The sequence below is a fragment of the Phoenicibacter congonensis genome (assembly GCF_902386915.1).
GTDB lineage: Bacteria > Actinomycetota > Coriobacteriia > Coriobacteriales > Eggerthellaceae > Phoenicibacter > Phoenicibacter congonensis.
This window is the reverse complement of the sequence record NZ_LR698997.1, coordinates 1,149,758-1,169,481: the sequence shown is the minus strand read 5'-3', so window position 1 is coordinate 1,169,481 and position 19,724 is coordinate 1,149,758. Positions and strand designations below refer to the sequence as shown.

General features: G+C 41.3%; 18 protein-coding genes. 11 read left to right on the top strand and 7 right to left on the bottom strand.

All coding sequences use genetic code 11. The annotated features are described in order from the left end of the window. Window positions 1–18 precede the first annotated feature (18 nt). The 6 genes from leuB to ilvA are packed head-to-tail and all read right to left on the bottom strand — an operon-like array spanning window position 19 to window position 6,140. On the bottom strand, window positions 19–1,089 hold the full coding sequence (gene leuB / locus FXZ76_RS05040; protein WP_079536249.1) for a 3-isopropylmalate dehydrogenase: 1,071 nt from the start codon (window positions 1,087–1,089) through the stop codon (window positions 19–21). Between the two features lie 2 nt (window positions 1,090–1,091). Further along, window positions 1,092–1,580 (bottom strand): 3-isopropylmalate dehydratase small subunit, encoded by a 489-nt coding sequence (gene leuD, locus FXZ76_RS05035; RefSeq protein ID WP_079536246.1) that lies wholly within the window; start codon window positions 1,578–1,580, stop codon window positions 1,092–1,094. 2 nt (window positions 1,581–1,582) lie between these two features. Continuing rightward, on the bottom strand, window positions 1,583–2,839 hold the full coding sequence (gene leuC, locus FXZ76_RS05030) for a 3-isopropylmalate dehydratase large subunit (protein WP_079536243.1): 1,257 nt from the start codon (window positions 2,837–2,839) through the stop codon (window positions 1,583–1,585). Continuing rightward, the gene (locus tag FXZ76_RS05025; protein ID WP_079536241.1) at window positions 2,839–4,512 is read right to left on the bottom strand and encodes a 2-isopropylmalate synthase; all 1,674 of its coding nucleotides are present in this window, start codon (window positions 4,510–4,512) and stop codon (window positions 2,839–2,841) included. The genes leuC and FXZ76_RS05025 overlap by 1 nt, the downstream gene beginning before the upstream one ends. Window positions 4,513–4,541: 29 nt before the next feature. Then, window positions 4,542–4,916 carry a RidA family protein gene (locus FXZ76_RS05020; protein ID WP_079536238.1) on the bottom strand — a complete coding sequence of 125 codons (375 nt, stop codon included), beginning with the start codon at window positions 4,914–4,916 and terminating at the stop codon, window positions 4,542–4,544. 33 nt (window positions 4,917–4,949) lie between these two features. Then, window positions 4,950–6,140: a threonine ammonia-lyase gene (gene ilvA, locus FXZ76_RS05015; RefSeq protein WP_079536236.1), complete on the bottom strand. Its 1,191-nt coding sequence runs from the start codon at window positions 6,138–6,140 to the stop codon at window positions 4,950–4,952. A 302-nt stretch (window positions 6,141–6,442) separates the two neighbouring features. Here ilvA and rplS point away from each other — a divergent pair, with 302 nt between their 5' ends. The 9 genes from rplS (at window position 6,443) to FXZ76_RS04970 (ending at window position 16,960) form a co-directional block, all read left to right on the top strand. After that, on the top strand, window positions 6,443–6,790 hold the full coding sequence (gene rplS / locus FXZ76_RS05010) for a 50S ribosomal protein L19 (protein WP_079536233.1): 348 nt from the start codon (window positions 6,443–6,445) through the stop codon (window positions 6,788–6,790). A gap of 70 nt (window positions 6,791–6,860) precedes the next feature. Next, window positions 6,861–7,514: a ribonuclease HII gene (locus FXZ76_RS05005; RefSeq protein WP_079536231.1), complete on the top strand. Its 654-nt coding sequence runs from the start codon at window positions 6,861–6,863 to the stop codon at window positions 7,512–7,514. 113 nt (window positions 7,515–7,627) lie between these two features. Beyond that, window positions 7,628–8,029, top strand: coding sequence for a YraN family protein (locus FXZ76_RS05000; RefSeq protein WP_079536228.1), 402 nt, complete (start codon window positions 7,628–7,630; stop codon window positions 8,027–8,029). Window positions 8,030–8,034: 5 nt separating this feature from the next. Beyond that, on the top strand, window positions 8,035–9,582 hold the full coding sequence (locus FXZ76_RS04995) for a YifB family Mg chelatase-like AAA ATPase (protein WP_079536959.1): 1,548 nt from the start codon (window positions 8,035–8,037) through the stop codon (window positions 9,580–9,582). Window positions 9,583–9,585: 3 nt separating this feature from the next. Continuing rightward, complete coding sequence (locus FXZ76_RS04990; protein ID WP_231961763.1) at window positions 9,586–10,497, top strand: DNA-processing protein DprA; 912 nt, start codon at window positions 9,586–9,588, stop codon at window positions 10,495–10,497. 80 nt (window positions 10,498–10,577) lie between these two features. After that, window positions 10,578–11,948: a methylenetetrahydrofolate--tRNA-(uracil(54)-C(5))-methyltransferase (FADH(2)-oxidizing) TrmFO gene (trmFO, locus tag FXZ76_RS04985; RefSeq protein WP_079536226.1), complete on the top strand. Its 1,371-nt coding sequence runs from the start codon at window positions 10,578–10,580 to the stop codon at window positions 11,946–11,948. After that, a complete protein-coding gene (locus tag FXZ76_RS04980; RefSeq protein WP_079536224.1) occupies window positions 11,949–12,881 on the top strand; it encodes a tyrosine recombinase XerC in 933 nt (310 codons plus the stop codon). Window positions 12,882–13,159: 278 nt separating this feature from the next. Beyond that, window positions 13,160–16,039 (top strand): excinuclease ABC subunit UvrA, encoded by a 2,880-nt coding sequence (gene uvrA / locus FXZ76_RS04975; RefSeq protein WP_079536955.1) that lies wholly within the window; start codon window positions 13,160–13,162, stop codon window positions 16,037–16,039. 12 nt (window positions 16,040–16,051) lie between these two features. After that, complete coding sequence (locus FXZ76_RS04970) at window positions 16,052–16,960, top strand: hypothetical protein (protein ID WP_079536222.1); 909 nt, start codon at window positions 16,052–16,054, stop codon at window positions 16,958–16,960. Here FXZ76_RS04970 and gdhA read toward each other — a convergent pair. Next, window positions 16,957–18,288, bottom strand: a complete 1,332-nt coding sequence (gene gdhA / locus FXZ76_RS04965) for an NADP-specific glutamate dehydrogenase (RefSeq protein WP_079536220.1) — start codon at window positions 18,286–18,288, stop codon at window positions 16,957–16,959. The two genes, FXZ76_RS04970 and gdhA, sit on opposite strands and share 4 nt — an antisense overlap. Before the next feature lie 186 nt (window positions 18,289–18,474). Between gdhA and purE the strand changes: the two genes are divergently transcribed. Beyond that, the gene (gene purE / locus FXZ76_RS04960; RefSeq protein WP_231961762.1) at window positions 18,475–18,972 is read left to right on the top strand and encodes a 5-(carboxyamino)imidazole ribonucleotide mutase; all 498 of its coding nucleotides are present in this window, start codon (window positions 18,475–18,477) and stop codon (window positions 18,970–18,972) included. Window positions 18,973–19,001: 29 nt separating this feature from the next. Next, window positions 19,002–19,715, top strand: coding sequence for a phosphoribosylaminoimidazolesuccinocarboxamide synthase (gene purC / locus FXZ76_RS04955; protein WP_231961761.1), 714 nt, complete (start codon window positions 19,002–19,004; stop codon window positions 19,713–19,715). Window positions 19,716–19,724 lie beyond the last annotated feature (9 nt).

The following is a 19,724-nucleotide window of genomic DNA, read 5'->3' as shown; positions in this document are numbered from 1 at the left end:
TTTCCTGTTACCTTTCAACTAGATAAATGAAGCTATTAAGTTGCCACACTCTTTGCATCCAACTTTTTTAGTTCCATCAGTGTAAATGTCGGCCGTTCTGTAGCCTTCGTCTAGATATTTTGACACTGCATCTTCGATAGCTTTGCTTTCTTCATCAGCATCGAAGCTAAATTTTAGCATCATGGCAGCGGAGAGAATTGTTCCAATTGGGTTAGCGATGTCTTGACCGGCGATATCGGGAGCGCTTCCATGAATTGGTTCATAAAGGCCGCATTTAGTGTTCCCGAGTGAACTTGATGGAATCATTCCGATTGAGCCTGTTATCATTGATGCTTCATCGCTCAAAATGTCGCCAAACATGTTTTCTGTAACAATGACGTCGAACTGCGATGGGTCACGAACAATTTGCATCGCGCAATTGTCAACGAGCATTTCGCTCAATTGAACATCAGGATATTCGTTTTCCATCTTATGAATAACACGCAGCCACAAACGGGAAGTTGCTAAAACATTGCTTTTTTGAACAACGCAAAGTTTTTTGTTTCTTTTTTGAGCCATTTCGAATCCAATTTTGCAAATTCGTCTGACTTCTGCAGAGTTGTATGGCATGTAATCTATTGCCTGCTCGTGATCGTTTTCGCTAAATGTCTCATGTTTTCCAAAATAAATTCCGCCAATGAGTTCGCGAACAATCAAAAAGTCAATCCCTCGATCAACAATTTCTTGCTTTAGAGGAGAGGCGCTTGCAAGCTGTGGCCAAATTTTTGCTGGCCTGTTGTTGGAGTAAACCTTCATTGCAGCGCGTAAGTTCAAAAGACCCTTTTCTGGGCGCTTTTCGCTTGGCAAATCGTTCCATTTGTCTCCGCCAACTGCACCTAGCAAAACACTGTCGGAATTGCAGCAAATCTCTTTCGTCTCTTGTGGCAAAGGTTCGCCTGTCTTATCAATTGCGACACCGCCCATGTCAACAAAGTCAAAATTAAAGGTGTGACCAAATTTTTCAGCGATTTTGTCTAAAACAACTATTGTGGCATCAACAATCTCTGGGCCGATACCATCGCCCTTGATAACAGCAATATTTTTTTCCATGTTTAGTTTCCTTTTTTGATCGAAGCTAAAAGCCCACCATCAGATATGATTTTTTGAATGAACGGTGGGAAAGGTTGTGCTTCATATGTCTTGCCAGTTGAGTTGTTTGTGATAATTCCTTTATCAAAATCAATTGATACGTCATCGCCGTCGTTAATCTCTTCAGCTGCTTGTTCACATTCAAGAATTGGAAGACCAATGTTTATGGAATTGCGATAAAAAATTCTAGCGAAGCTTTTTGCAATAACGCAGCTAACACCGTTTGTTTTTATTGTTAGTGGGGCGTGTTCGCGAGAAGACCCGCAACCGAAGTTCCAGCCGGCAACGATTATGTCGCCACTTTGAACTCTTTCTGTGAAAGTTTTATCGATGTCTTCCATGCAGTGCTTTGCAAGTTCTTGAGCATCGGAAGTGTTTAAATAGCGAGCAGGGATAATTACATCTGTGTCAACATTGTCTGGATATTTGAAGACTCTTCCTTGTGCTTTCATTTCTAAGCCTCCAATTCTGTGATGTATCCGGTTAATGCACTTGCTGCAGCTGTGTATGGGGATGCAAGGTATACTTCTGAATCAACATGTCCCATTCTACCCACGAAGTTTCTGTTTGTGGTTGCAATGCAACGCTCGCCAGCTGCAAGAATGCCCATGTAGCCGCCAAGGCAAGGCCCACATGTCGGAGTAGAGATGATAGCTCCTGCGTTTATGAATTCACCAGCCCAACCGCGGTCGATGCATTCTTTATAAATGTCTTGAGTTGCAGGAATGATTATGCATCTAACGCCGTCTGCAATGTGTTTTCCTCGAAGGACTTCATATGTTGCTTTCATGTCTTCAATGCGCCCATTTGTACAACTTCCAATAACAACCTGATCGATTTTTATGTCGTGCAAATCCTTTGCATCTTTTGTGTTTGACGGAAGATGAGGGCATGACACTGTTGGTTTTATGTCGCCAAGATTAATCTCAAACGTTTTTTCATATTCTGCGTTCGTGTCGGCATGGAAATAGCGGGGCTCACGCTCTGATCTGCCCTTTAAATATTGTTCAGTAATTTCGTCAGCTTCAAATATTCCGTTTTTGCCGCCAGCTTCAATTGCCATGTTGCAAATGCAAAGACGGTCGTCCATGGAGAGGTTTTTGCAACCCTCTCCAGTAAACTCCATTGATTTATAGAGAGCACCATCAACTCCAATTTTCCCAATAATTGACAAAATGAGGTCTTTTCCGGAAACATTTGGTGCAAATTTGCCGCTAAGTTCGAATTTGATGGCTGAAGGAACCTTAAACCAGGCTTTGCCAGTTGCCATTCCAGCCGCCATATCGGTAGAACCCACGCCTGTTGCAAACGCTCCTAGCGCGCCATAGGTGCAAGTGTGTGAATCGGCACCAATAATTACATCACCTGCGGTAACAACTCCTTGTTCAGGTAAAAGTGCGTGTTCAATACCCATTTTTCCAACGTCATAAAAATGAGAGATGCAGTGCTGACACGAAAACTCACGACAGGTTTTCGATTGCTCAGCAGCTTTGATGTCTTTGTTGGGAGTGAAGTGATCAAGAACAATTGAAATGTGGTCTTTATCAAAAACACCATCAAAACCAGCTTTGTTAAATTCGTTAACCGCAACTGGGGTTGTGATGTCGTTGCCAAGAACCATGTCAAGGTTAGCTTCAATGAGCTGGCCTGGCACAACTTCCTTTTCTCCAGCGTGCGCCGCAAGGATTTTTTGAGTTAAAGTCTGTGCCATTATTTGTCACCTCTTTGCATGTTTGTGTACGCAGAAAGAAGTGCGTTTACGTTTGCACGCATAACGTCGGTGTCAGTTCCAGCGCCCCAATACATGTTTCCGTCTTCATCTTGAATTCCGATGTATGACGCACCAACTGAACGCGAGCCGTCAGTCTCCATTGAGTGCTGCGAATAAACCTCTAATGTGTAGTCTGCATTTGTGATTGCCCTAATGGCGTTGTTTATTGCATTCAATCCACCGTTGCCGTTAGCGCTCATTTCAATTTCTTCACCATCTTTGACAACTCTGAGCTCAGCAATTGTTCCATCAACTTCAGTTGAAATGTTGAAATCGATGACTTCAATGTTACCTTTGAGGTTCAAATAGTTTTCCTCAAATATCTTGTTAATCTCGTCTGGCTTGAGCTCTTTTTGAGCATGGTCAGAAATGTCTTTGCATTTATATGAGAAGTGCTCACGCATTTTTGGAGGCAGCACATATCCATAGCTTTGTTCAAGTAAATAGCCAATTCCGCCTTTGCCTGACTGCGAGTTAACGCGAATGACGTCAGCGTCATATGTCCTGCCAATGTCATTTGGATCAATTGGTAAATATGGACATGTCCATTCGTGCAGATTGTTAGCCTCGCGATATTTCATGCCTTTAGCAATTGCATCCTGATGAGACCCGCTAAATGCCGCAAACACAAGTGAACCTGCATATGGAGCGCGCTCATAGACGTGCATGCGGGTGCATTTAACATATTTCTCCACGAGTCGATTCGTGTCAGAGAGGTTAAGTTTAGGATCGACTCCGTGGGAGTACATGTTCATAGCAAGAGTGATTATGTCGACATTTCCTGTGCGTTCACCGTTGCCAAAAAGTGTACCTTCAACGCGGTCTGCACCTGCAAGAAGGGCAAGTTCGGTGTCAGCAACACCAGTTCCGCGATCGTTGTGTGGATGGAGAGATAGTACAACGTTGTCGCGATACTTTAAGTTTTCACTCATGTACTCAACCTGACTTGCATAAACATGCGGCAAGCTCATCTCTACCGTGACTGGCAGGTTGATAATAACTTTGTTATCTGGTGATGGTTCAAGAATGTCTAAGACTTCATTGCAAACTTCAAGCGCATAGTCTGGTTCTGTTCCAGTAAAGCTTTCAGGTGAGTATTCAAAACGGAAATTGCCATCATATTCACTTGCAAGCTTTTTCACCAGCAAAGCACCATCTGTAGCTATTTTTTTAACTTCGTCTTTAGATTTCTTAAAGACCTGTTCGCGCTGAGCAACACTTGTTGAATTATAGAAATGCACAATTGCACTTGGGGCGCCTTCGCATGCTTCAAATGTCTTTCTGATAATGTGTTCGCGTGCCTGAGTTAACACCTGCACTGTCACATCGTCAGGAATCATGTTTTGCTCTATGAGTGTGCGCAAAAATTCATATTCAGTGCCGCTTGCGGCCGGAAATCCAACTTCAATTTCTTTAAAACCCACATCTAGCAAAACCTGGAAATACTCAAGCTTCTCTTCAAGACTCATTGGAATTACAAGCGCCTGGTTTCCATCGCGCATGTCAACACTGCACCAGATTGGCGGTTTTTCAATGTGGTCTTTGAGCACCCAGTTATTGTATTCAGATGAAACTGGATAATATCCTGGTTTATATTTGCTAGCATCCATCATTTTATTTACCTCTCTAACGTCGCTCTTGATTAAACTTCTGCAATAACCTCAATTTCTAGTAGAGCGCCTTTAGGTAGGTCTTTTACAGCCACGCATGATCTAGCTGGCTTTGACACGAAGTATTCTGAATAAATTTCGTTAACTGCTGCAAAATCACCCATGTCAGCTACAAAGCACACAGTTTTGACTACTTTTTCAAAGCTAGTTCCCGCAGCTTTTAAAACTTCTCCGAGGTTTTTGCAAACTTGATGGGTTTGCTCTTGAATTGTCGTTCCAGCAAATTCACCTGTAGCAGGATCAATTGGAATTTGACCTGATGTGAAAACAAGGTCTCCTGCTTTGATGGCCTGTGAGTATGGCCCGATAGCTGCTGGTGCGCTGTCTGTGTGAATTACTTCGCTCATTTTTCTCTCCTTTTTAACTAAATAGTTCTACTTTTATATGAGCTTAAAGCCCTCACTTGCAAGGGCTTTTTTGATAGTGTTAACGTGATCGAAGTCACGGGTTTCCATTTCGATGCGCAAGAAGCATCCATTTATGTGAAGTGTGTTTCCTTTTTCGTAATGTACGCCTGTTACGTTGCCTCCACAATCAGCAATAATGCGGCTGATTGCTTTGAGTTGTCCAGGTTTGTCCATGAGTTCAATTAGGAGTGACGATGAACGACCTGAATTGAGAAGACCTCTGTCAATAACACGTGAGAGGCTTGTTACATCAATGTTGCCGCCCGAAACTACAGCAACAACTTTTTTGCCTTCAAGTGAAAATTTGTTAAACATTACGGCTGCCACTGCAGCTGCGCCTGCGCCTTCTGCAATCATTTTTTGCTTCTCAATTAAAGCTAAAATAGCGCTTGCTACTTCGTCATCGGTTACTAGAGCAATGTCGTCGACATATTGTTTAACAATTTCAAAAGTGTTCTCTCCTGGCTCTTTAACAGCAATGCCGTCAGCTATGGTTGACACTGCATCGAGACATTCAATTTTGCCATCTCTAATTGAGTTAAACATTGAGGGAGCGCCTGCAACTTGCACACCATAAACTTTTACACTTGGGCGAATTTGTTTTACTGCATAGGCAATGCCTGAAATCAATCCGCCACCGCCAATTGGCACGATGATTGCGTCGATGTCATCAAGATCGTTAAGAATTTCAAGGGCAATTGTACCTTGTCCCATGATTACGTTTTCGTCATCAAATGGATGAACGAAAGTGTAGTTTTTCTCGTCTCTGAGCTCTATTGCTCGTGCATATGCGTCGTCATAGCAACCTCCCACAAGTTCAACCTCTGCGCCATAACGTTTTGTGGCTTCTACTTTTGAAATTGGGGCTGTGCCTGGTAGGCAAATGATTGACTTAATTCCATGTTTTGTTGCTGCAAGTGCAACACCCTGTGCGTGGTTGCCTGCGCTGCAAGCTATTACGCCATGTTCGCGTTCTTCTTCGCTCAACATTGCGATTTTGTATCCTGAGCCTCTAACTTTAAAAGAGCCAGTGATTTGCAGGTTTTCTGGCTTTAAATAAAGCTCACAGTCATTCGCAATTCCATATGAACGCACGCATTTTGTTTCGCGGATAATTCCTTTTAAGACTTGTTGTGCTTCAAATACTTTATCAAGACTCAGCATGTGTAATTTCTCCTGTGTCGTTACATATACTTATTGCAACAATCCATTATAAAACTTACATTTTTTAATTTCTTCGTTCATATTGCTCTAAATAAGCTATTTTTATTGTAATTTAGATAAAAATTGTGCCGTTTTGCTGGACTAGTTAAAACTTTTTTATAATGTGAAGAAACGTGCATCGTGAAGTATATATAAAGATGTGAATAATTTTATATCTGCTTTAGAAAATCAGTTGTAGTGCATTGATTTTTATGTATAATATGCAGTCGCGTGTTTTTGAATGATATAAAGGACGAGAAAAAATGGATTACATTAGAGCTATAGAACAACAACAAATCAGAAATGACATCCCTGATTTCAAAAGTGGCGACAACGTAAAGGTTTACTATCGCATCGTTGAAGGAAACCGTGAAAGAATTCAGGTTTTCCAAGGAGATGTTATTAGCCGTCATGGAATGTCTTCACGTGAGACTTTTACAGTGAGAAAAGTTAGCTTTGGCGTTGGTGTTGAGAGAACTTTCCCTGTAAACTCACCTAAAATTGACAAGATTGAAGTAGTTCGCAGAGGTGACGTTAACCGCTCTAAACTCTATTATCTCCGTGACAAAGTTGGTAAGGCCGCAAAAATCAAAGAGAAGTCATTCAACTAGTTTTTTCTCGCGTTTATTTGATTGTTAAGAGCCTCGATGTCGAGGCTCTTTTTTTATTTAGGAGAAGATAGTGTCAAAGTTAACGCTTGAACAGGATAGGGCAAGAGTAAAATCTCTGTTTGATTTCGACCGCAAAATTGCAGAATCTTGCTTAGGAAAGCCAGACGCGATAATTTTAGGAATTGATGAGGTTGGGCGTGGACCGGTGGCGGGACCTTTGGCTGCTGGCGGAGTCGTTTTTACGAGCGAAGTTTTCATTCAGTATTTAAATGATTCTAAAAAAATTACTGAAAAGAGGCGCCCCATTGTTGCTGAGTCAATTAAAAAATGTTCAAATTTTTTTGATGTTGAGTATGCTTCTGCCTCAGAAATAGATGAGTTTGGAATAGTTTGTGCACTAAAGAAGGTGTTTTTGGCAATTATTCAAAAGTGCGAAAAAAGCGGTTATATTCCAGATCTAATTCTCATTGATGGAAATAAAATAGACATTGACCCGCGTGTAACCACAATTGTAAAAGGCGATGCTCAATCGGCTTCCATTGCTGCAGCATCGGTAATCGCTAAAGTTGCAAGAGATTCTCTTATGACAGATCTCGGGAATGAATTTCCCCAGTATGAGTGGGCTAAAAACAAGGGCTATGGCACAAAAGCTCACACAGATGCAATTCTTGAGTTCGGGCTAACTGACCAGCATAGACGCACTTTTTTAAAAAAGTTCATTTAGTTATTCACTTGTTCAACACTCCTTTTTTCAGTTTTGGATAACCATTTCTTTCTTATTTTTCTTCACTTTTCTTCTTAGTCTTAATCTCAAACGTTTTAACAGGGAGGTTATTTATGAAAAAAGAAGAAGAAAATGTTAAATCGGAATGTAAGAATCACAATAAGATTCTTGGTGAGAGGGGCGAGCGAGCAGCTGAGCTTTTCTTAAAGAAGCATGATTATGTGATTCTTGAGAAAAACTGGAGATGCAAATATGGCGAAGCTGATTTAGTTGCCATGGATGGCGACTGTCTTGTTTTTGTGGAAGTGAAAACTCGAACATCAAGAGAACAGGGTTTTCCTAGCGAGGCTGTTGGGCCGAAAAAACGCGCCAGATATGAACAAATTGCGCTTGAATATCTTGCTCAAAGTGATTTGTGCGATTTGCCAATGCGTTTTGATGTTGTCGACATCGTGCGGGTTGATGATAACAGGGCAGCCCTGCGCCATCATGTTAATGCTTTTGGGGTAGCGTGATTTTCATGGGAAGACCAGTTTGCATTAATAGCGCAGTGTTGCGTGGAGTTGAAGCGCAACCTGTTTCTGTTGAAGTCTCTCTTGTGCAGTCACTTCCTGGAATTTCAATCGTTGGCATGGCAGACACTGCAGTTATGGAAGCAAAGGAGAGAGTTAGAACAGCGATTCGGATGTCGGGCTTTTCGATGCCGAACAAAAAGATTGTCGTTAATCTTGCTCCTTCCGACATTAAGAAAAGGGGATGCGCATTCGATTTGCCAATTGCTCTTGGTGTGTTAGTCGCGACTGGACAAGTTAGTTTTGAATTTGTAAATGGGCGTCTTTTTGTTGGAGAGTTAGGGCTAGATGGTTCTGTTAGACCTGTTCCAGGGACACTTGCATATGGAATTTGTGCTCACAAACAATCTCTTGCTTTAGTGAGCGCTGGTTATGAGTCGGTTCCGATTGACACACTTGAGCAGCTTGCTTGCACGAGTCTAATAGATTCACTTGAATTCGAACCGCTTCCTAAAGTTAGCTTTGTTAAACCAGCTAAAGAGTTTTTTGTTTCTGATGGGCCTGATTTTTCAGATGTATCGGGCCATGGTTTCGCTAAAAGGGCTGCTCAAATTGCCGTCACCGGGAATCATGGGCTACTGATGGTTGGACCGCCAGGATCGGGAAAAACTATGCTTGCAAGCAGAATGGTTACAATATTGCCTCCATTGTCAAGTGAAGAAATGTTGGATACCGCACTTGTGCATTCTGTTGCAGGTGAAGATATATCTCCAATATTGTCTGGAAGACGGCCATTTAGAAGCCCTCATCACAGTGCGACAATGGCAGGTCTTGTGGGTGGTGGAAATCCATTAAAACCAGGGGAAGTGTCTCTTGCTCACAACGGTGCTCTTTTTTTAGACGAGTTGCCAGAATTTAGCCCGAAGGCGCTACAGTCATTGCGACAGCCTCTAGAAAGTGCAAAGGTCTGCTTGACTCGTGCTGATGGAAACCTAACTTTTCCTGCCAAGTTCTTGCTAATTGCAGCATCGAACCCTTGTCCTTGTGGCTACTTGGGAGATGAGGAGCATGACTGCACATGTACGGCTCAACAAGTGAGTCGTTACCAAGGAAGAATTGGTGGTCCACTAATTGACAGAATTGATCTACAAATCGATGTAAAGAGGTTGCCGCCGGCCAAAGTGCTTGACTCTGGAAACGGAACCGATTCAATGACACTCAGGGAAGGTGTTATGCTTGCACGTGAGTTCATAAAGTGGCGTGAGAACAAATCCATTGTAAAGGATGCTCAAACTCTTGTTGTTAGTAAAGATTTCTCACGAATTGGCCAAAAGATGAACACCCAACAAATTGTTGATGCTTGTGATTTGAAGAAGGATACAAGAGAATTTGTGATCGAAATGGCAGAAGTTAATCACCTCTCAGGAAGGGGACTTGTTAATACTTTGCGTGTTGCACGAACGATTGCTGACCTTGGTCAGTCTGAATCGGTAAATACCAATCATGTAGCTGAAGCGCTTGGTTTTAGGATTCGAGATGGGATAGGGCAGGGATAGCTTGTGATTGGTAAGAAACTGCAGGGCAAGCGGACAGTTGTTGACAGAAGGTCGAGTTACTATCCTGAATCTTTTAAAGAAATTGCCAAACCACCAAAAAAACTGAGAGTTGTTGGTGATCCTGAGGCGTTAGTTGAAGGGTTGGCCATAGTTGGTGCAAGAAAAGCAACACCATATGGCTTGAGTTGTGCAAAGCATTTTGGAGAGCTCTGTGCAAAAAATGATGTTACCGTCATTTCGGGCGGTGCTCTTGGATGTGACAGCGCTTCACAAAAGGCGTGTGTTGATGCTGGTGGGAAAACTATAGCTTTTGTTGCAAGCATAGATGATGTTTATCCTGCAAGAAATTTCGATTTGTTTCAGAGAATTATTAACTCTGGTGGGGCGATTGTGAGTGAAAACGATTGGTCTGTTAAAAATTTGCCTTGGATGTTTAGAGAAAGAAACAGGCTGATAGCAGCGTTGGCAAAAGCAACTTTGATTTGTGAAGCTGGCATTCCATCTGGAACCTTCTCGACTGCTGATGAAGCGATTTCGGCTAACAGAGATGTGCTAGTTATTCCAGGAGCAATCACTTCGAATAATTCTCATGGGTCGAATCGATTGATTTATCAAGGGGCGACTCCCATTATTGATGATGAAACTTTTCTTGATGAGTTGCATGCGTTGTTTGGTTGCTTGAGATGTAGACAAATTTCTTCTAATGTTTTGCAAGAAAAATTATCTAGTGAAGACAAAACAATGCTCGAAGCTCTCAATTCTTCTTCTCTGTCTGTTGATGAATTAATGCTTGTCGCAAGAAGCTTTACAAGGGACGAGAATTTGCTTGCTTGGACAATGACTTGGGTAGCAAAAGCGAAGGCTGCTGGATGGATTGCTCAATATAATGATGGAACATATGGCCCTTGTGTTTGATTTTTTGGTTTTAACATTTGTGGGGAAGGTTCGACGGTTGCTAAAGCGTCTCATTGAGTTGGCTATTTTATAATTGAGATATGGAAAATTTTTACAAAAAAGTTGCAGTTGTTGGAGGCGGTTTAGCTGGCAGCGAGGCCGCTTTGCAGCTTGCAAATCGTTTCATTTCAGTCGATTTATTTGAGATGCGCCCAAAAAAACTCACACCAGTCCACAAAACCGACGACTTTGCAGAACTTGTTTGTTCTAATTCTTTTAAAAGCACCAAAGAAAACAGTGCGGCAGGCATGTTGAAACAAGAATTGCGAAGCCTTCACTCGCATCTTTTTGATGTTGCTCAAAAAACAAGGGTTGAAGCAGGGGGCGCGCTAGCGGTCGATCGTGATTTGTTCTCACAAGGAGTCACGCAACTCATTAATGAAAATAGTTTCATTAGTGTAATCAACCGAGAGATAAAAGAAGTTAGTGAACTTGGTGAATATGACGCTGTCATTCTTGCCAGCGGTCCTATGACTAGCGAAAACCTGGCCAATTCAGTTTTTTCTAACCTCGGGTCACATAGGCTTAATTTTTATGACGCTGCAGCACCAATCGTTATGGCTGACAGCCTTGATTATGACGTTCTTTTTAAGCAAAATAGATATGAAGATGCAGGTGATAATGCAACGGGCGATTATTTTAATGCCCCCTTTACACGCGATGAATATGAAAACTTTGTAGATGAACTTTTAGCTGCTAACCGCGTAATTCTTAAAAACTTTGAGAAAAAAGAACTTTTTTCGGCGTGTCAGCCAATTGAAGAGATTGCTCGCAGTGGTTATGATGCTCCTCGTTTTGGACCGCTTAAGCCTGTTGGATTAATTGATCCGAGAACAAACAAAAGGCCTTGGGCAGTGGTGCAACTTCGAAGTGAAAACAAGAACAACACCGCATATAACCTGGTCGGTTTTCAGACTAATTTAACTTTTCCTGAGCAAAAACGAGTTTTCAGTATGATTCCTGGATTGAAGAATGCGGAATTTGCGAGATTTGGAGTGATGCATAAAAACGTTTTTATCGACTCACCTCGACTTTTAGATAAAAACTTACTTTGCAAAACCTTAAGTGATGTCGCTCACACTCCAGTTTATGTTGCTGGTCAGCTCTCGGGGACCGAAGGATACATGGAAGCTGTTCGTTCTGGGCTTCATGCAGCGATTTCTGTTTCATGTCAACTTAAGGGTGTCATGGCTCCTTGCTTGTCAGATAAAACAGTTTTTGGTTCATTGCTGTCATATGCAACAGATGAAGAAACCAAAGACTATCAGCCAATGCATGTTAATTTTGGCATCATAGCTCCTCTTGATACAAAAATAAAAAATAAACAACTTCGTTATTCAGAATATCAATCAAGAGGCCTCGCAGCCCTAAATCAATATGTTGAGCAGCTAGCAGATCTTGGGATTATGTAGATGTCTGATCTATTGAGCAATTTCTTAGTAGGTCTTGAAGATTCTCATGAAGAGATGCTTGAAAATTTCTGCAATTCTTTATTAGTTGTTGAAACTAAATCGAATCACACAATCAGAAACTACGAAATCGATGTGCGAAATTTTTTAGAATGGTGCGAGGCCAATGAATTCGATCCACTATGTTTAAGTCGCGTTCAATTTAGGCAATATTTAGGCCGATTAACATCTCAAGGGCTAGCCAAAGCCACTCTTAATAGACATCTCTCCTCGATTCGATCTTTTTATCGCTACTTGAATTTGCAAGGAGCAACAAGTTCTGACCCTGTTGTTGGAATAGTTTGCCCTAAGAAAGAATCTAAGCTCCCAAGAGTTATGAATGCCGATGAAATTGCTGCTTTATTAAAAGTTCACGTGAATTCTGATGACGTAAAAGACATTCGCGACCAGGAACTTCTTGAGTTTATTTATGCTTGCGGTTCTCGTGTGTCAGAAGTGTCTGATTTAAAAATTACTTCAGTTGATTTTCAATCACAACAAGTGAGACTATTCGGCAAAGGTTCAAAAGAGAGGATTGTCCCACTTCACAATTTGTGTCTTAAAAGTTTAAAGTTATATCTCGATAAATCAAGAGATGTCCTTTTGAACGGTTCAACTAATGATTTGTTTTTCATTTCAAACACTGGCAAAAAGTTTTCAACTAATGCAATTCGAAAAATGTTTAAGCAAACATTGATTAAAGCCAATCTTGATGCGTCCTATTCGCCCCATGTTCTGAGGCACTCATTTGCAACCGACTGTCTAAATGGTGGCGCTGATTTGAAAAGTGTGCAGGAAATGCTTGGGCATGTTGACCTTTCCACAACACAAATATACACTCACATTTCTTCTGCTAAACTTCTTGAAGCACACAAACTGGCTCATCCTCGTGGGTAGTAGATTAGTTTTTTCTCTCTCTGACTTGCTGCTTTTTTTAAGCTAGAAAGTCGTGAGGCATTACAGGTGTTATCTTAAAGTTTTTCTAAGATTGATATGAAGACAAATAAATTGCAGTTAATGCATGCTTCATTTTAATTTTTGTTCAGATGAAAAGGGTGAGTTGAATGTAAACTTGCAGTTTATATTCCAATGTCTAAGCTAATACATTTTTAAATGGAGACTATAATCGAGGGTTGGTTTACTTTTCGATTGATAAAAACGTGAAAGTAGTGAACATGGCTAATAAAAACATTGTCGTTAAAGGTGCGCGGCAGCACAACCTAAAGAACATAGATGTCACAATTCCTCGTGATAAATTTGTTGTAATTACAGGCCTTTCTGGTTCTGGCAAGTCATCTTTGGCTTTTGATACGATTTATGCAGAAGGACAGCGCCGCTATGTTGAATCACTAAGCTCCTACGCGCGAATGTTTCTAGGGCAGGCAAACAAGCCAGATGTCGATTCGATTGATGGACTCTCACCAGCAGTTTCAATAGATCAGAAAACAACGTCGAAAAACCCTCGTTCCACCGTTGGCACGACCACAGAAATCTATGATTACCTGCGTCTTTTATATGCAAGATGTGGTGTTGCGCATTGTCCAGTTTGTGGAAAAGTTGTTAAAGAGCAAACAACAGATCAAATTGTTGATGAAGTCTTAAAGCTTGGACTTGATGAGAATTCTGTTGCTATTGTTATGGCTCCTGTTGTCACAGGTAGGAAAGGGGAGTTCACAAAGCTCTTTGCCGACCTTCTAAAAGAGGGATTCACACGCGTTCGAATTAATGGAAAAATTCAAAAGCTTGATGGCGAGCCCATAAAACTTGACAAACAAGTAAAGCACTTTATTGATGTTGTTTTAGACCGCGTAAAAATTAATGACAAAAACACTTCTCGTTTGGCTGAGGCTATTGAAAACGCTACAAGAATATCTGATAAACAGGTTTTGGTTAAAGTTACTGACAAGACAAAACAAGATGTGAATGTCGATTCTATTTCAAGTGGGGCAAGAATGGAGTTGCCTTCTGACGAGCATCTTTTCTCACTTTCTCTTGCATGTCCTGAACATGGTTTTTCTCTAAACAAATTGGAGCCGCGTGATTTTTCATTTAATTCACCATATGGTTCATGTCCTGATTGTTTGGGTATTGGTTCAAGAGAAGAGCCTGACGTTGACTTAATTGTGCCTGATCAAAATTTATCAATATCAGAAGGTGCGATTGAGCCTTTTAGGAGCGGAAACTATTATCCACAGCTTATTAGGGCTGTGTTAAAACACATGGGAGAATCACCTTTGACTCCCTATAAAAAACTAAAGAAGGCGACAAGAAATGCTTTGATGTTTGGGCTTGGCGATGTGCCAGTGCGTGTTGACTACCACACACTTGATGGCAGAAACACCTATTGGAACAAGACTTGGGAGGGTATTCTTAGCGCTGTTCAAGAAAGATATATGGACGCATCGAGCGACAAACAGCGCGAAAAATTAAGCCGCTATTTTTCAATTGTTCCTTGTCAAACGTGCAAAGGTCGTCGTTTGCGCCCAGAAATTCTGGCCGTCACAATAAATGGTAAATCCATTATTGATGTTTGCGAACTTTCGTCTAAAGAATGCCTTGAATTTTTTTCAAGTTTAAAATTTGAGGGCGCAGAAGCCGAAATTGCAAATCCTATTTTGAAAGAAATTTGTGCAAGGCTAAATTTTTTAGTTAGCGTGGGTCTTGACTATTTAACTCTTGACAGGGCAACTTCCACGTTGTCTGGTGGTGAATCCCAAAGAATTCGACTTGCCACCCAAATAGGTTCAGGTCTTGTTGGAGTTTTGTACATCTTAGATGAGCCATCGATTGGACTTCATCAGCGAGACAACGATCGTTTAATTGCGCAGTTAAAACATCTTCGTGACCTTGGTAACACTGTTGTAGTTGTTGAGCATGACGAGGACACAATTAGAAGTGCAGACTACATCGTAGACATGGGACCGCGTGCTGGTGAAAATGGCGGTGAGGTGGTTGCTTGCGGCGATGTTAACAAAATCATGAAGTCAAAAAAGTCGCTTACTGCCGACTATTTAACTGGTAAAAGAAAAATTGAGGTGCCCGATGAAAGAAGAAAGGCAAAATCGGGTTATCTAACACTATCTGGGGCTACACAAAACAACCTAAAGTCAGTCAATGTCAAAATTCCTTTGGGAACGCTAACTGTTGTCACTGGCGTTTCAGGTTCAGGCAAGAGTTCTCTCATTATCGACACTCTTGCGCCTGTTCTTGGTAACAAACTAAACCACGCACACAAAAAATGCGGTGACTACAAAAAAATTACTGGTCTTGATAAATTAGACAAGCTGATTTCTATAGATCAAAGCCCCATAGGCAGAACTCCTCGCTCTAATCCTGCGACCTATGTAGGGCTTTGGGATGATATTCGCCAGCTTTTTGCAAGCACTCCAGATTCTAAAGCTAAGGGGTTTGGGCCAGGTAGATTCTCCTTTAATGTTGCAAATGGCCGTTGTGAAGCATGTAAAGGTGACGGTCAAATTAAAATTGAAATGCATTTTTTGCCTGATATTTATGTGCCATGTGAACAATGCGGAGGAAAGCGTTACAACAATGAAACATTATCTGTTTATTACAGAGGAAAAAACATTTACGATGTTTTAGAAATGACAGTTGATGAAGCACTTGAATTTTTTCACAACATTCCTTCAATAAAAAGAAAACTGCAAACGCTTCACGACGTTGGTTTGGGATACATTCGCCTTGGTCAAGGTGCAACAACTCTCTCAGGCGGCGAGGCGCAGCGCGTAAAACTTGCATCAGAGCTTCAAAAAAAGCAAACAGGAAAAACGTTTTATATTCTTGATGAACCAACAACGGGGCTTCACTTTGAAGATGTCAGACAATTGCTCGCTGTGTTACAAGCCCTGGTTGACAAAGGAAACACAGTTTTGGTTATTGAGCATAATTTAGATGTCATAAAAAGCGCTGACTGGATTGTTGATCTTGGCCCTGAAGGTGGCAGTGGTGGTGGTGAAATCCTTGTTTGTGGTACTCCGGAAGATGTAGCCAAGTGCAATCGTTCCTATACTGGGCAGTTCTTGAAAAAGATGTTGTAAATTATGTAGGACATGTCAAATGAAGTTGAAACAGAAAATTTAGAGTTTGAGGTAAGCAATTCATTACGTGAGCGAATCGCCTTAGTTGTGTTTGCCCTGACCCTTGTTTTAGCTGGAGTTGTAATTTTTTTATATTTTAGTAATGTTGTGAATTTCAATGTTGCGGCCACAAAAGTTGATGAGTCGATTGGAACGATGGATTTTTGTTATTCTATCGTCTACAAAGGCACTGGCGAAGAGTCTGCGGTAAAAGATCCTCTTTATGCTTTAAAGCTCATAACAGATGAAGAACAGAAAAAATCAAATTCTGATGATGAAACCTCTGTTTTTGGCGACGCTAGCAAGTCGTCTTCAGAAGATGTTGAGTCTGAATCCGTCGAGGAAAACACGGGCACACAGGAAAAAAAAGCTAACGATGTCTCTTCCGATAGTGAAGCTGTTAAACAAAAATTGATTGAATATGAAGCAAAATTAAAACCTGTTTACACTTCAGATGTTAGATGTGACTACATAGACAAAAAGGCAGACCTCATCACTGTAGACATGAGTCGATATGAAAACTCTGAGGAACCTCAGATAATTAATCTAGGTACTAAAAAACTAGGAATTTTTTCTATCACAAGCTATTGCACAAAAAAAAATGTTGAAGACTATGTTTATCAATTAAAAGAAATGGGAGCAGACTTAATAATGTGCATCGCTCCTCGGTCTAACATGTTGGGAGCCTATGAAGGCATTGACGTGATTTTGTGCACAAAAGAAAAGAGCCCCTCAGAAACTTCCGAGGGGCGAATTGGTAAAACTTTCGTTTTCAGATCACCAAACCCAAAATGTGTTGGTGTAATTACAGTTTCGGATTCTAACGTCTTTGTTCAAAAAGTTGTTTATCCAAAACCGCTTGATAATCAAGACTTTGATTAGACGATTCCTTGAGCCATCATTGATTTTGCAACCTTCAGGAAGCCTGCGATGTTAGCACCTGCAACATAGTTGCCTTCAACACCATATTCTTTAGCAGCACCGTCGATTTGTGCAAAGATGCTCTTCATGATGTTCTTGAGTTTCTCATCTACTTCCTCAAATGTCCAAGACAGACGCTCAGAGTTCTGTGACATTTCAAGACCAGATACTGCAACACCACCAGCGTTAGCAGCTTTACCAGGGAGAAAAGTAACACCGTTGTTTTGAAGCTCGAGCGTTGCATCATAGGTTGTTGGCATGTTAGCGCCTTCTGCGACAACTTGGCAACCATTAGCGATAAGTTCTTTTGCGTCTTCAATTAAGAGTTCGTTTTGTGTTGCACAAGGAAGAGCGATGTCGCATTTAACTTGCCAAACACCACGACCTTCATGATATTCAACGCCTGATTTGCGCTCTGCATATTCAGAAATGCGTCCGCGTTCGACTTCTTTGATTTGCTTAACAAGAGCAACATCAATGCCGTCTTTGTCATAAACCCAACCAGATGAGTCGCTCATTGTTACAACTTTAGCACCTAGTTGCTGAGCTTTTTCGCAAGCATAAATTGCAACGTTGCCAGAGCCTGAAATGCAAACTGTCTTTCCATCGAAGCTGTCGCCCTTTGTGCTTAATAGCTCTGATACGATGTAGACAAGGCCATAGCCAGTTGCTTCGGTTCTTGCAAGAGATCCGCCCCACTCTAGACCTTTGCCAGTTAAAACTCCGGTGAATTCATTCCTGATTCTCTTATATTGACCAAACATGTAGCCGATTTCGCGTCCGCCAGTTCCAATGTCACCTGCTGGAACGTCGGTGTCTGGCCCAATGTGCTTGCAAAGCTCTGTCATAAATGACTGGCAGAAGCGCATTACTTCCATGTCTGACTTTCCTTTAGGATCGAAATCAGATCCACCTTTACCGCCGCCCATTGGAAGAGTTGTGAGTGAGTTTTTGAAAATTTGTTCAAAGCCCAAGAATTTAATGATTCCAAGGTTTACTGTTGGGTGCAAACGAAGACCACCTTTGTATGGTCCAATTGCGCTGTTGAATTCAACACGCATGCCGCGATTTACTTGAACCTTGCCGTTGTCATCTACCCATGGCACACGGAACATTACCACTCTCTCTGGCTCTGTGATGCGTTCAAGAAGAGCTGCCTGTTCAAATTCTGGATGACGATCCATAACTGGCTCAAGTGAAGTCAAAACTTCAGATGCAGCTTGAATGAATTCTGGTTGTCCAGGATTTTTCTTTTCTAGTTGCTCGAGAACATCTTGTATATAAGACATGATTCCTCCTCTTAGTTCGTTTTTTTCTTTGAACAACATCTTTAGTCTAGAGTTTGCATATTTCGATTGTGTTTCAATTGTGCTAAATGTGGGTTATACTTAAAAATAGTGGTTGAAATTCGCTAAAAAATGCACTCTGAACTGCTATTGTTTACTTGTTACAAATTTGTTTCAAAGGAGTTATTTGTGTCTGCACACAAGCGCGTTCTTGTTGTAATGGGGTCTATTTCTGACGCCGACAAAGTTCTAAAATGTTGCGATATTTTAAAAAAATTCAATGTAGATTTTGAGGCACATGTAATATCAGCACATCGCACTCCAAACGAAGCTGCCAAGGCTGCTAAAGAGGCAAAGAAAAATGGTTTTGGCGTAATAATTTGCGCCGCTGGAATGGCTGCTCATTTGGCTGGAGCATTCGCGGCTAACACTACTCTACCTGTGATTGGTCTTCCTTTATCAGGGGGAATTGAGGATGGGCTTGACGCGCTTCTTTCAACTGTTCAAATGCCTAGTGGTTTTCCGGTTGCCACAGTTGCTGTGGACGGTGCAAAAAATGCTGCCTATCTGACAATATCAATTTTAGCTTTAAGCGATGAAGAGCTTGCTTTGAGTCTCGATAATTTTAGGGATGAAACAATTAACGACATTTTGTCAAAAGATGAGCAGCTCCAGTCGATGCTTTAAATTTATCACCTGCAATTCTAGGAGGAAAAGTGAGTTTTGAAGTAAAAGAAATGCTCTATGAGGGCAAGGCAAAACAGGTTTTTGCAACCGACGACGACAACATTGTGATGGTTCATTACAAAGATGATGCGACGGCAGGTGACGGTGCTAAAAAGGGCACAATTAAAGACAAAGGCCTAGTTAACAACAAGCTTTCAAATGCAATTATGCAAAAGTTTGAGAAGTCAGGCATTCCGACTCACTATGTTGAAGAAATTAACGATCGTGATACTTTTGTGAAAAAAGTAGAGATTGTGCCTCTTGAAGTAATTATTAGAAACGTTGCTGCGGGCTCTTTTTCAAAACGCATGGGTGTTGAAGAGGGAACTGAACTTTTGTGCCCAATTTTAGAGTTTAGCTATAAAAATGACGATTTGCACGACCCGTTAATTAACCATTATTATGCGTTGGCTTTAGGTCTTGCCACTCAGGATGAAATCGACAAAATCACTGAATATGCATTTAAGGTAAACGACTTACTAAAAGAAATTATGGATGCAGCAAACATTCGATTGATTGATTTTAAGGTTGAGTTTGGAAGAACCCCTGATGGGACCATTATTCTCGCTGATGAAATCTCTCCAGACACTTGTCGTTTTTGGGACAAATCAACTGGAGAGCATCTAGATAAAGACCTTTTTAGACGCGATCTTGGTGGTGAAGAGGGAGCATACCAGGAGGTCATGAAAAGACTCATCGGTTAGTTATTACCT